Genomic DNA, 11241 nt, shown 5'->3' with positions numbered 1-11241 from the left:
GACGTCTACCTCGACTACGTCCGTGCCCACGCCCACGGCTTCCGTGCCTTCCATCGCGCCGAGGCCTCCGGCGACCGGGCGGGCGTCGCCGGGTCGGCCTGCTTCGGCGGCGCGGCCGCCGGCTTGGACTGCGTCTTGTCGGACTTGTCGCCGGTGAAGGACTCGTACTCGGCGAGGACCTCCTCGGTCGGCCCGTCCATGCGCAGTACACCGCGCTCCAGCCACAGCACCCGCTCGCAGGTGTCGCGGATGGACTTGTTGTTGTGGCTGACCAGGAACACCGTGCCCGCGTGCTGGCGCAGCTCACGGATGCGCTCCTCCGAGCGCATCCGGAAGGACGCGTCACCCGTGGCCAGCGCCTCGTCGATGAGGAGGACGTCGTGGTCCTTGGCGGCGGCGATGGAGAAGCGCAGCCGGGCGCCCATGCCGGAGGAGTAGGTCCGCATCGGCAGGGTGATGAAGTCGCCCTTCTCGTTGATGCCGGAGAAGTCGACGATGTCCTGGTAGCGGTCCTTGATCTCCTCGCGGGACATGCCCATGGCGAGGCCGCCGAGGTAGACGTTCTTCTCACCGGTGAGGTCGCCCATCAGGGCGGCGTTCACGCCGAGGAGGGAGGGCTGGCCGTCGGTGTAGATGGCGCCGTTCTCCACCGGGAGCAGGCCGGCCACGGCCTTGAGCAGAGTGGACTTGCCGGAGCCGTTGGTGCCGATGAGGCCGATCGCCTCGCCCTTGTAGGCGACGAAGGAGACGCTCTTGACCGCGTGCACCAAGCGGGTGCCCGCCGCCTTCTCGGCCTGCTTGCGGCGCAGCATGCGGTTCAGGGCGGCGGTGGCGGAGCCGCGGCCGGCGCCGGTGCCGTGGACCCGGTAGACGATGTCCACCTTGTCGGCGACGACCGTGGGGATGGGGGTGTCGTTCGCGTTCTCAGCCACGGCCGTACGTCTCCTCAGCCTTCCAGAAGTAGATGAAGCCGCCGACGCCCGCGAGCAGGGCCCAGCCGGTCGCGGCCGCCCACACGTGCGGGGGCAGCTGGCTGGAGTGGAAACTGTCGATCAGCGCGTAACGCATGAGGTCGATGTAGACGGCGGCCGGGTTGGTCTCCAGCGCGAGCGTCACCCAGTGGGGCAGATGGTCGCCCTTGGTCAGCTTGTCGATGCTCCACATCACGCCGGACACGTACATCCAGGTACGCAGGATGAACGGCATCAGCTGGGCGATGTCCGGGGTCTTCGCGCCCATCCTGGCCATGATCATCGCGACACCGGTGTTGAAGACGAACTGCAGCACCAGCGCCGGGACGGCCAGTACCCAGGAGAAGGCGATCGGGACGCCGAAGCAGAGCAGGATGACGACCAGGGCGGCCATCGAGAACAGCAGCTGCTGGAGCTGCTGGAGCGCGAACGAGATCGGCAGCGCGGCCCGCGGGAAGTGCAGGGCCCGCACCAGGCCGAGGTTGCCGGAGATCGCCCGGGTGCCCGCCATGATCGAGCTCTGCGTGAACGTCCAGATGAACACGCCGGTGACCAGGAACGGGATGTAGTCCGGCACGTGCCGCTTGGTGCCGAGCAGGACACCGAAGATGAAGTAGTACACCGCCGCGTTCAGCAGCGGCGTCATGACCTGCCAGATCTGCCCGAGCTTCGCCTGGGCGTACTGGGCGGTGAGCTTGGCGGTGGCGAAAGCGGTGATGAAGTGCCGCCGCGCCCACAGCTGACGGACGTACTCCGGCAGGGAGGGACGGGCGCCGCTGACCGAGAGGCCGTGCCGGGCGGCGAGCGCCGCGAGGTCGTCCTCGGCCGTGACCGGAGTCGGGGGCGGTGTGTGGAGAACCTGGGTCACATCCGCTGCTTTCACTCGGGGGGTGGGGGTGCTGCGGCGTCCGGCTGGTCGCCCGGACCCGTCACCCGGCGTTCACTTACGTTTTTCTTCACGTTTTCTTACGTCGGGACGGGACCGTTTCGTCGCAACGGGAGCGTAGGCCGAGTTGGCGTCGGAACGCAACCGTTTCGTCGTCACGGAAGCCTGTGCGTCGTGACACTTCCGAGGTCGGGCCGCGATCGATTCGTTGCGAGGGACGGCGCGCGGTCGTGTTCGATACGGCGGTGAGCTGGGAGGGGGTCGGTGCCGGGCGGTTGCGGCGATCGAGTGGTGAGTGCCGTCGGAACGCAACCGTTTCGTCGTTACGCCCCTATGCTGGGAGGCATGACGACGAACGCCGAGGAGTCCCAGGCGCGTCCGCGCCGACGAGCCCCCGCCGGGGCGGCCGTCCTTCGCGAGGACGTGACCGAGGCCATCCGGGCTGCCGTCTTCGAGGAACTCGCGTCGGTCGGTTACGCCCGGATGTCCATCGAGGGCATCGCGCGCCGCGCGGGCGTCGGCAAGACCGCCGTCTACCGCCGCTGGCGTTCCAAGCTGCACCTGGTGCTCGACGTCGTCTCGGCCCTCGCCGTACTGGGCCTGCCGACGCCCGACACCGGCTCCCTGGAGGGCGACCTGCGCCTGCTGTACGAGGTCACCTCCCGCGCGCTGCGCCACCCGGTCGCCTCGCAGATCATCCCCGACCTCCAGGCCGAGGCGGCCCGCAACCCCGACATCGCCGAGGCCATGCAGAAGACGCTGCGCCAGGGCCAGGAGGGCGTCGCCAGCAAGATCATCGAAGCGGCGCAGCGACGTGGTGAACTCGCCGGGGACCTCGACGACGACCTGGCCATGGACCTGATCTCCGGCCCGCTGTACTGGCGTTCGGTGGTGATCCGGACCCCGAAGCTGCCGAAGGGGTACCTCGCGGCGCTGGCCCGCGGCACCACGGAGGCGCTCAAGGCGCTGTGAAACACCCGGCCGGGGATGTCACAGCCGGGTCGGCCGTCTCGTCGTAAGGGACGCAGACATCCTCGACCTGGGAGTGGACGATGAACCTCGTGCTGTGGACCGCCGCCGGACTGCTGGCCGCGGTGGCGCTGACCGGTGGTATCAGCAAGACGTTCGTGCCGAGGGAGAGGCTGGCCGCGGCCCACGGCGGCGGCTGGACCGGTGCCGCCGGCGACGGTTTCGTGAAGTCGCTCGGCATTCTGGAACTCCTGGCCGCGGCGGGCCTGGTGCTGCCCGCCGTCACCGGCGTCGCACCGGTGCTGGTGCCGGTCACCGCGGTGTGCTGGATCCTGCTGATGATCGGCGCGATGATCACCCACGGCCGACGCGGCGAACGGGCGTTCGTGGTGCTGAACCTGGTCTACCTCGTGCTCGCACTGGCCGTGGCGGTGGGGCGGTTCGGCCCCGGATCCTTCTGACCGGTCGGCCGATGGACGTCGAAGGGGGAGCGTAGATGCGTAGGGGCACCGACACGGGTACCAAAAGGGCGACGGACGAAGGCATCGACGCGGGTACGGACAGGGGCACGCGCGGTGACGTGCCCGGGGACCCTCGCGCGGACCCCGGCAGGGCCGCGGAGTTCCAGGAGTTGCGGCCGCTGCTGTTCTCGATCGCCTACCGGATCCTGGGCAGCGTCAGCGAGGCCGAGGACGCGGTCCAGGAGACCTGGCTGCGTTTCTCGGGCTCGCCGACGGAGGTCAGGTCGCCGAAGGCCTTCCTGTCGGCCGCGGTGACCCGGATCTCCATCGACGTCCTGCGCTCCGCCCGTCTGCGGCGCGAGGCGTACGTCGGTCCGTGGTTCCCCGAGCCCCTGCTCGCCGACCCCTACGAGGACCCGGTGCGGTCGGCCGAACTGGCCGACTCGGTGTCCATGGCGGCCCTGCTGCTCCTCGAACGCCTCAGCCCCCTGGAGCGCGCCGTCTTCGTCCTGCGCGAGGTGTTCGACTTCGGCTTCCCCGAGGTCGCGTCGGCGGTGGGCCGCTCGGAGAGCGCGTGCCGCCAGCTGGCGGTGCGGGCCCGGCGCCACATGGCCGAGGGCCGCCCCCGCTTCGAGGCGGACCGCCGGGAACGCGACGCGCTGGCGTCCCGCTTCTTCGCGGCCCTGCACGACGGCGACATGGCCGGCCTGCAGAACCTGCTCGCCGCCGACGTGTCCCTGGTCGGCGACGGCGGCGGCAAGACCCCGCAGCTGGCCCGCGCGGTCGCCGGTGCCCGGAACGTGGCCCGCCTCCTCGCGGCCGTCGTCCCGGCGCTCGACCGCATCGCGGTGACCTGCGAACAGCACGAGGTCAACGGCCAGCCCGGTGCGGTCTTCCGTGACCGCGACGGCAACGTCCTGCAGACCTTCTCCCTCGACATCCTCGACGGCCGCGTCCAGGCCGTCCGGCTGGTCCTCAACCCCGACAAACTCGCCCACATCGGCCCGGTGGCCGACGCCTGGTCCATCTCCGAGCAACTCAAACAGACCCGCCGGACGGCGAACTGACCACAGTGCCCGGGTCCCGGGGGCGTCCGGTGGCTCAGCTCCGGGCCGCCTCTGGGTGCAGGCGGAGCCAGCCCTGCCAGGCGGAGGTGATCATGTCCTGGACGTCGTGCTTGGCCTTCCAGGTCAGTTCCGTGGCGATGCGGTCGGCGGAGGCGACCACACTGGCCGGGTCGCCGGGGCGGCGGGGGACGACGGTCGGGGTGAGGTCGTAGCCGGTGACCGTGTTGATGAGGTCGATCATCTCGCGGACCGAGACGCCCTGGCCGCGCCCGATGTTGAGGGTCAGGGAGCGGCCCGGCTCGGCCTGGAGGGCGCGGGCCGCGGCCACATGGGCCTCGGCCAGGTCCACCACGTGGATGTAGTCGCGGACGCAGGTGCCGTCCGGCGTCGGGTAGTCGTCGCCGAAGACGAGCGGGGGCACGTTCTCCGTGAGTTTCTCGAAGACCATGGGGACCAGGTTGTGGACACCGACGTCGGCCAGTTCGGGGCTCGCCGCGCCCGCCACGTTGAAGTAGCGCAGGGCGGCCGTCGCGAGGCCCGTCGCCCGGCCGGTCGCGCGGACCAGCCACTCGCCGGCCAGTTTCGTCTCGCCGTACGGCGACATCGGCAGGCACGGCGTCCCCTCCGTCACCAGGTCGACGTCCGGCATGCCGTAGACCGCCGCGGAGGACGAGAACACGAACGACGGGACCCTCGCCTCCGTCACCGCCTCCAGCACCACGCGCAGGCCCTCGACGTTCTCGCGGTAGTAGCGCAGGGGCAGCTCCACCGACTCGCCGACCTGCTTCTTCGCCGCCAGGTGCACCACCCCGGTCACCTCGTGCTCGGCCAGCACGCGCGCGACGTTCTCACCGTCCAGTGTGGAACCCGTCACCAGCGGCACGTCCTCGGGCAGGCGCTCGGCGATGCCGGTGGACAGGTCGTCGTAGACCACCGTCCGCTCGCCCGCCTCGGTCATCGCGCGTACGACATGCGCCCCGATGTAACCGGCGCCGCCGGTGATCAGCCAGGTCATGAGTGGCGGTCCCCTCCGTCAAAAGCCCGTGGTGTTCGTCAGGCACCCTGTCGTCAGTCAGTCACCTTTCAGTGAAGCAGGTGCCGCCGACAACCGGGGACGGCTGAGGTGGCTCCCCGTGACCGACACACTGTGGGCGGCACGCTCAGGCCGGCGGGTGGCGCGCCACAGGCGGGTCAGGGACAGGACGGCGGCCGTGACGAGCAGGCCGTTGCGGACGATCATCAGCAGGCAGCCCGTCCAGGTGCAGCCGATGACCTCGCTGTAGAAGGCGGGGTAGGCGACGGAGCTGACCGCGGTCGCCGCCACGACCAGGGCGGCGACCGGACGCTGCGTGGTGTGCCGCGAGGTCAGGCACACGGCGGCCAGGCCGAGCAGCCAGATCATGTACTGGGGGCTGATCACCCGGCTGGTGACGGTGAACAGGAGCACCGCGCTCAGGGCCGCGTCGAACGGGGTGGCCTGGGTCCAGTGCCGGGCGCGGACGCGCCACAGCAGCAGGAGCGCGAAGGCGGCCGCGGTGAGTGCGAGGGACGCGGTGGCGACGGCCTGCACGTGCGGGCCGACGAGTTCCATCGCGCCGTACCGGTAGCGGACCGTGCCCCGCCAGCCGGCGTGCCGCGCGAGGCTGAGCGCGGTGCCGCCGAGCGACTCGATCTGCACGCCCCGGCCGCCCTGCTGGCGCAGGAAGGCCAGCGGGTTGCGGAACGACACCACGAGGACGGCGAGGGCCACGCTCCCGGCCAGGGCCGCGGACAGCCACGCCGACCGGGTGGGCCGGCCGCGCGGAACACCCAGCAGGACCAGCGCCGGCCACACCTTCACCAGCGCGCCCAGTGCCGCGAGCGTGCCGCACGCGCGCGTGGAGCGCGACAACGCCAGCAGGGAGAGTACGGCGAAGGCGGTGACCTCCACGTCGTAGCGGGCGAGCGGGAGATGCAGGAGGAGGGGGAGGCCACCGGTCCACAGGACCGCGCCCAGCAGGGTGCGGCCGGAACGCGTGCCCGCGCGCGCGAGCGCCGCCGTGACCAGCGCGTCCGTGGTCAGGGTGAGGGCCACGAACGCCTGGAAGTAGCTGAGTCCGGGCACCAGCCCCGGCGTCAGCAGCACCGCGCCGGCGCCCGGCGGGTACTGCCACAACGTGTCGTGCGCCGGGAACGCGCCGTGCGACAGCACGCCGTACCAGCGGAAGTACAACCGCCATACTTCGCGCGCGACCGCTCCGTGACCCAGGAGTCGCTCGTTGTTGTGAGTGAGGAGCCACAGCATCAACGCGCGCGTGGCGAGCCAGAGGGCCGCGAGCCCCAGGAGACGGGGGAGGCGCGGGAGTCGAACAGCTGAGGCGAACGGGGTGCGGGGGAGCGGGAAGTGCGGGCGGTGATTCATCAACCGTGAGCGTAAGCCGCCCGGATGGTGTATCCATGCCGATACGCCGTCAATACCCGGCAAAGGTTGGCTAATCGCAAAAGATCGGGCCGTGGTGAGTATCGGGCCTTTCGTAAAAGCACATCAGCGGACAAGGCGGAGGGAGGACTTGAGTCGTCCGGCGTCGTCGAGTCGACCGGACCCGTCAGGGGGACCGGCCCCTGGGCCGACCCCTGCGTCGTCCTCTGGACTGACCTCTGGGCCGATCCCCGGGCCGCCTTCCGCACCACCCCCCGGAGCGCCGCCTGAGCCGGCGTCCGGGTCGGCGGGCGCATCGACCCCCGCACCGACTCCCGAAGCTCCGCCCGGACCGGAAGCCCGACCGGCGTCCGGATCACCGGCCGGATCCTCGTCCGGACCGACGTCCGGGCGGCGGGGTCGGGTGTGGCGTGCCGTTGCTGTGGCGGTGCCCGGTGTGGTGATGTTCGCGGTCGGGCTCTGGGGGCTGCACCGCGGCGGGATGTGGCGCGACGAGGCCGTCACCTATCAGGTCGCCGGGCGCACGGTGCCGCAGATCTGGCGGCTGCTGCACGGCGTCGACGCGGTGCACGGCCTGTACTACCTGCTGATGCACGTGGTCCTCGCCGCCGCCCCCGGCCGCCCCGGCGAGGTCGACCTCCGGTTGCCCTCGGTGTGCGCGGCCGCCGTCACCGCGAGCCTGGTGGCCGCCCTCGGCGCCCGCCTCGCCCGGCCCCGCGTCGGCCTGTGGGCCGGACTGCTGTTCGCGGTCACCCCCCTGGTCGGCCACTACGCGCAGGAGGGCCGCTCCTATGCCCTGGTCGCGGCCGGCGCGACCGCCGCGACCCTGCTGTTCGTCCGCGCGGCGGCCCAGGAGGGGCGGCGGGCCTGGGCGTGGTACGGCGGTGTCCTCGCGGTCACCTGCTGGCTGCACGAGTTCGCGGTCCTGCTGCTGCTCGCGCACGCGGGAACCCTGGCGCTGGCCCGTTCGTCGGGAAGGGTGTGGCGGGGGTGGTGCTGCGCGGCCGGGGGCGTGGTGCTGTCGCTGCTGCCGATGGTCGTCGTCTCGCACACGCAGTCGGCGCAGGTGGCGTGGCTCACGGAGCCGGACGTGGAGACCGCGCAGGAGCTGCTGCGCCAGTATCTCGGACCGACCGACGGGGTGTACTGGGCGTGCCTGGCGCTGGGCCTGCTCGGGCTGACCCGGCTGGTGGGCAGGCGCGGCGAGGTGACGCTCGCGGCGGTCGCGCTGCCGCTCGCGGTGCTGCCACCGGTGGCCTTGATGCTGGCATCGCAGTTCACGCCGCTGTACGTCGACCGGTATGTGCTGTACGCGCTCGCCGGGGCGCCGCTGCTGGTGGCGCTCGGCGCGGACCGGGCCGCCGGAGTGCTCGGCCGGCTCCCGTCGCGCGGCGCGGCGACCGCGCCCAGGTCTCCGGTGTCCACCCTGGCCGGGGTGCTGGCGGTGGTCCTCGCCTTCACCCACCAGATTCCGCTGCTGCGGGCGGACCGGGTGCCGGGTACCCGGCCCGACGACCTCGGCGCGGTCGCGAGGGCGGTGGCCCGGACGTTGCGCCCCGGTGACCCGGTGCTGTTCCTGCCGGCCCACGCGCGCGGGGCGGAGCTCGCCTATCCGGCCGACTTCAAGGGCACGCGGGACGTGGCCCTGGCCGAGTCGGGGCCGGAGTCGGGGACGTTGTACGGGCGTGAGGTGACGGTGGGGACGCTGCGGCGGCGGCTGGCGGGGGCCGACGAGGTGTGGGCGGTGGTGGAGAAGTACGCGATGATGCGCGGATACCGGCCGCGGTTGCCCACGGAGCGGGCCAAGTTCGCCGTGCTGAACGAGGAGTTCGTGCTGCGGCAGGAGATGGTCGTCGACCGGATCGCGCTGCGGTTGTACGTGCGCCCGATCCGGGGCGGTGGCGGTCAGCCGTGAACCGCGGGGCGGTCAGCAGGAGTCCTCTTCCGGAGCCGCCGCGTCCAGCGTGCTCGTCAGCTGGTCCAGGCGGGCCTTGAGGTCACGGATCTCGTGCACGTCGAACCCCGTCGCCGCCACGATCCGCCGCGGCACCTCCAGCGCGCGCTCCCGCAGGGCCGACCCCGCCTCCGTCAGCCGTACGTCCACCGAGCGTTCGTCCCGGGTGCTGCGCTCACGGTGCACCAGACCCGCCGTCTCCAGGCGCTTGAGGAGCGGGGAGAGGGTGCCGGAGTCCAGGCGGAGGTGTTCGCCGAGCTTCTTGACCGGCAGATCGCCCTCTTCCCACAGCACCAGCATCACCAGGTACTGCGGGTAGGTGAGGCCGAGGTCCTTGAGGATCACGCGGTAGACGCTGTTGAAGGCGCGGGACGCCGCGTGCAGGGAGAAGCAGATCTGGCGGTCCAGGCGGAGCCACTCCGCCTCGGGGACGTGTGCGGGGGCCTGGGCGGGGGTCGGGGTCGTCGCGGTCATGGCTCAAGCGTAGCTCTTGCGAGCCATTTAGTTGTGCACAACTTAATTGTGTGCTCTACTTGTGGTCGTGAGGGCGGCCGGAACGGAGCCGCCGGAACACCGAAGCAGTGAATTTCGAGAGGGATGGTCTTCCATGGACGCGCTCTACACCGCAGCCGCCACCGCCACCGGCCGGGAGGGACGGGCGGTCAGCTCGGACGGGCAGCTGGACCTCACGCTGGCCTTCCCGGCCGCGCTCGGCGGCAACGGCCAGGGCACCAACCCCGAGCAGCTCTTCGCCGCCGGTTACGCCGCCTGTTTCGCCAGCGCCCTCGGCGCCATCGGCCGCCAGGCCAAGGTCGACACCGGTGAGATCTCCGTGACCGCCGAGGTCGGCATCGGCAAGGACGAGTCCGACGGCGGCTTCGCGCTCAAGGTCACCCTGCGCGTCGAGCTTCCCGAGGAGCTCGCCAACGAGACCGGCGAGAAGCTGGTCCACCAGGCCCACGAGTACTGCCCCTACTCCAAGGCGACCAAGGGCAACATCCCGGTCGAGCTCATCGTCGAGTAGCCGGCCGCGCGGCCACCGGGACGCCCCTCGTCCGGGTGAGCCGCGCGAGCACCTCCCCGGTGCGCCGGCTCCAGTCCACGACCACCGCCTCCTCGGGCAGTCGCTCCTGCCGCGTCAGCAGCAGCCAGCGCACCCGGGGGCGGTGGTCGTGGCCGTCCGTCGGCTCGATGCCGTAGCCGGGGAGCAGCCGCACGGCGTAGTAGGCGTCCGTGACCACCGGCTCGCCGGGGCCGATGTGCCGGGCCGCCCAGTCGTACGACGGCCAGCGCGGCGGCTGCACGAAGCCGACCGGGTCCACCGAGCGCGGTACGACCGCTCCGGCCTGCGCGGCCAGGAAGCCCAGGCAGGCCCCGCCGGCCGTGGCCCAGCCGAGCGCCCGCCGCCACCCCGGCCAAGGCCGCGGGGCCGCCAGCTCCACGGCCAGCGCGCACTGCGGTGCCAGCAGCGCGAGCCCGAGCAGCTCCCCGAAGCCGTGCCGGCGCCCGCCGCCAGCCATCACCAGGCACTCCACCGCGAACAGCAGAACAAGCGGATCACGCCAGGCCGCCCCCCACACGGACCCCCCGCCCACCCGCCACCGAGCCGCCTCCCACCGGCCCCCGCTCCTCTGCGCCGCCCGTCGGGCGCGCAGCCACAGGGCCGGTACCCCCAGCAGGAGTGCCAGCCAGCACTGGGCGGCCAGGCCGTCGTACCGTTCGTACGGCTGTGGCAGCACCCGCGCGTGCGTTCCCGCCGCGACCACCACCGCCGCCACCGCGCACAGCAGCGCCCACCGCACCCGAACCGCGCCCCGCCAGTCCCGCTGCCACCCCGCCGCGAACGCCGCCGCCCCGGCCGCCGCCCCCACGCCGAGCACCGGGTCGACCAGCGCCACCACCCCGTACAGGACGCCGAGCACCGCGTAACCGGTCGGGCTGCGCAGGCCGTGCGGGCCGACGTAGCGCACCCGGCGCAGATCGCGCACCCGGGCGCCGGTCAGGGCCCAGGCCCAGAACGTGAGGCCGAGCGCGAACGTGGACGGGTAACCGACGTTCCCGGTCAGCGGCAGCAGCGCCAGGGTGGCGCCGCCCCGGGGCGGTTCCGTGCCCCACAGCACGGCCAGGAAGACCAGGGCCAGCACCGGTGCGAAGGGGCGCGGGGTCAGGACCCGCACCAGCCGTCCGAGGCCGCTCAGCAGGACCAGCAGGTTCAGCGGGCCGCACAGCCGCAGCAGCTGCCACCCGGTCAGACCGGTCAGCCTGGCCACCGCGCCCTGCGCCAGCACGTACGGGGAGACGGCGGCGTCCGCCCATCCCGCCCGCAGCCCCTCCACCGCCGCCGCGTGCCGACCCGCGTCGCAGCACGGCGGCACCCGCCAGTACGCCAGCGTCATCAGCAGCCAGAACAGCAGGCCGAAGACCTGGTACGGGGTGGGTCGGCGGACCCGGCCGCGGCGCAGGGCGGTGCAGCCGTGCGCGCCGCGTCGGACCGGCGCGCCGGTGCTCACGGGC

The 11241-nt window shown here is 72.4% G+C and carries 11 protein-coding genes; 5 read left to right on the top strand and 6 right to left on the bottom strand.

Annotated features, from left to right (window positions below; translation table 11 throughout):
- Window positions 1-14: 14 nt before the first annotated feature.
- Window positions 15-932: an ABC transporter ATP-binding protein gene (locus ABZ646_RS10525; protein WP_360515643.1), complete on the bottom strand. Its 918-nt coding sequence runs from the start codon at window positions 930-932 to the stop codon at window positions 15-17.
- Window positions 925-1839 (bottom strand): ABC transporter permease, encoded by a 915-nt coding sequence (locus ABZ646_RS10520; protein ID WP_360515640.1) that lies wholly within the window; start codon window positions 1837-1839, stop codon window positions 925-927. Before ABZ646_RS10520 ends, ABZ646_RS10525 begins: the two co-directional genes overlap by 8 nt.
- Window positions 1840-2202: 363 nt before the next feature.
- On the opposite strand from ABZ646_RS10520, the gene ABZ646_RS10515 reads away from it, so the two are divergent.
- The 3 genes from ABZ646_RS10515 (at window position 2203) to ABZ646_RS10505 (ending at window position 4354) form a co-directional block, all read left to right on the top strand.
- A complete protein-coding gene (locus ABZ646_RS10515) occupies window positions 2203-2829 on the top strand; it encodes a TetR/AcrR family transcriptional regulator (RefSeq protein ID WP_360515637.1) in 627 nt (208 codons plus the stop codon).
- Between the two features lie 80 nt (window positions 2830-2909).
- Window positions 2910-3287 carry a DoxX family protein gene (locus ABZ646_RS10510; protein ID WP_360515634.1) on the top strand — a complete coding sequence of 126 codons (378 nt, stop codon included), beginning with the start codon at window positions 2910-2912 and terminating at the stop codon, window positions 3285-3287.
- A gap of 35 nt (window positions 3288-3322) precedes the next feature.
- Window positions 3323-4354 carry an RNA polymerase sigma-70 factor gene (locus ABZ646_RS10505; protein ID WP_360515631.1) on the top strand — a complete coding sequence of 344 codons (1032 nt, stop codon included), beginning with the start codon at window positions 3323-3325 and terminating at the stop codon, window positions 4352-4354.
- 34 nt (window positions 4355-4388) lie between these two features.
- Here ABZ646_RS10505 and galE read toward each other — a convergent pair whose 3' ends face one another.
- Together galE and ABZ646_RS10495 are read right to left on the bottom strand one after the other, a co-directional pair.
- Complete coding sequence (galE, locus tag ABZ646_RS10500) at window positions 4389-5369, bottom strand: UDP-glucose 4-epimerase GalE (protein ID WP_360515628.1); 981 nt, start codon at window positions 5367-5369, stop codon at window positions 4389-4391.
- Between the two features lie 57 nt (window positions 5370-5426).
- On the bottom strand, window positions 5427-6755 hold the full coding sequence (locus tag ABZ646_RS10495; protein WP_360515625.1) for a glycosyltransferase family 87 protein: 1329 nt from the start codon (window positions 6753-6755) through the stop codon (window positions 5427-5429).
- A 445-nt stretch (window positions 6756-7200) separates the two neighbouring features.
- On the opposite strand from ABZ646_RS10495, the gene ABZ646_RS10490 reads away from it, so the two are divergent.
- Window positions 7201-8688 carry a glycosyltransferase family 39 protein gene (locus ABZ646_RS10490; protein ID WP_360515622.1) on the top strand — a complete coding sequence of 496 codons (1488 nt, stop codon included), beginning with the start codon at window positions 7201-7203 and terminating at the stop codon, window positions 8686-8688.
- A gap of 12 nt (window positions 8689-8700) precedes the next feature.
- Here ABZ646_RS10490 and ABZ646_RS10485 read toward each other — a convergent pair whose 3' ends face one another.
- Complete coding sequence (locus ABZ646_RS10485) at window positions 8701-9201, bottom strand: MarR family transcriptional regulator (RefSeq protein WP_360515619.1); 501 nt, start codon at window positions 9199-9201, stop codon at window positions 8701-8703.
- A gap of 133 nt (window positions 9202-9334) precedes the next feature.
- Between ABZ646_RS10485 and ABZ646_RS10480 the strand changes: the two genes are divergently transcribed.
- On the top strand, window positions 9335-9751 hold the full coding sequence (locus ABZ646_RS10480) for an organic hydroperoxide resistance protein (protein WP_360515616.1): 417 nt from the start codon (window positions 9335-9337) through the stop codon (window positions 9749-9751).
- On the opposite strand, the gene ABZ646_RS10475 is transcribed toward ABZ646_RS10480, so the two are convergent.
- The gene (locus tag ABZ646_RS10475; RefSeq protein ID WP_360515613.1) at window positions 9738-11237 is read right to left on the bottom strand and encodes a hypothetical protein; all 1500 of its coding nucleotides are present in this window, start codon (window positions 11235-11237) and stop codon (window positions 9738-9740) included. The two genes, ABZ646_RS10480 and ABZ646_RS10475, sit on opposite strands and share 14 nt — an antisense overlap.
- Window positions 11238-11241 lie beyond the last annotated feature (4 nt).

This window comes from Streptomyces sp. NPDC007162 (assembly GCF_040634175.1).
Classification (GTDB): domain Bacteria; phylum Actinomycetota; class Actinomycetes; order Streptomycetales; family Streptomycetaceae; genus Streptomyces.
Note: the sequence above shows the minus strand (reverse complement) of the source record. Positions and strands in the feature narration are given on the sequence as shown.

What these genes read in the sequence shown, in the direction of transcription:
- ABZ646_RS10515 (WP_360515637.1), top strand. Translation starts at nt 2,203, where the DNA reads ATGACGACGAACGCCGAGGAGTCCCAGGCGCGTCCGCGCCGACGAGCC.
- ABZ646_RS10510 (WP_360515634.1), top strand. Translation starts at nt 2,910, where the DNA reads ATGAACCTCGTGCTGTGGACCGCCGCCGGACTGCTGGCCGCGGTGGCG.
- ABZ646_RS10505 (WP_360515631.1), top strand. Translation starts at nt 3,323, where the DNA reads ATGCGTAGGGGCACCGACACGGGTACCAAAAGGGCGACGGACGAAGGC.
- galE (WP_360515628.1), bottom strand. Translation starts at nt 5,369, where the DNA reads ATGACCTGGCTGATCACCGGCGGCGCCGGTTACATCGGGGCGCATGTC.
- ABZ646_RS10495 (WP_360515625.1), bottom strand. Translation starts at nt 6,755, where the DNA reads ATGAATCACCGCCCGCACTTCCCGCTCCCCCGCACCCCGTTCGCCTCA.
- ABZ646_RS10485 (WP_360515619.1), bottom strand. Translation starts at nt 9,201, where the DNA reads ATGACCGCGACGACCCCGACCCCCGCCCAGGCCCCCGCACACGTCCCC.
- ABZ646_RS10480 (WP_360515616.1), top strand. Translation starts at nt 9,335, where the DNA reads ATGGACGCGCTCTACACCGCAGCCGCCACCGCCACCGGCCGGGAGGGA.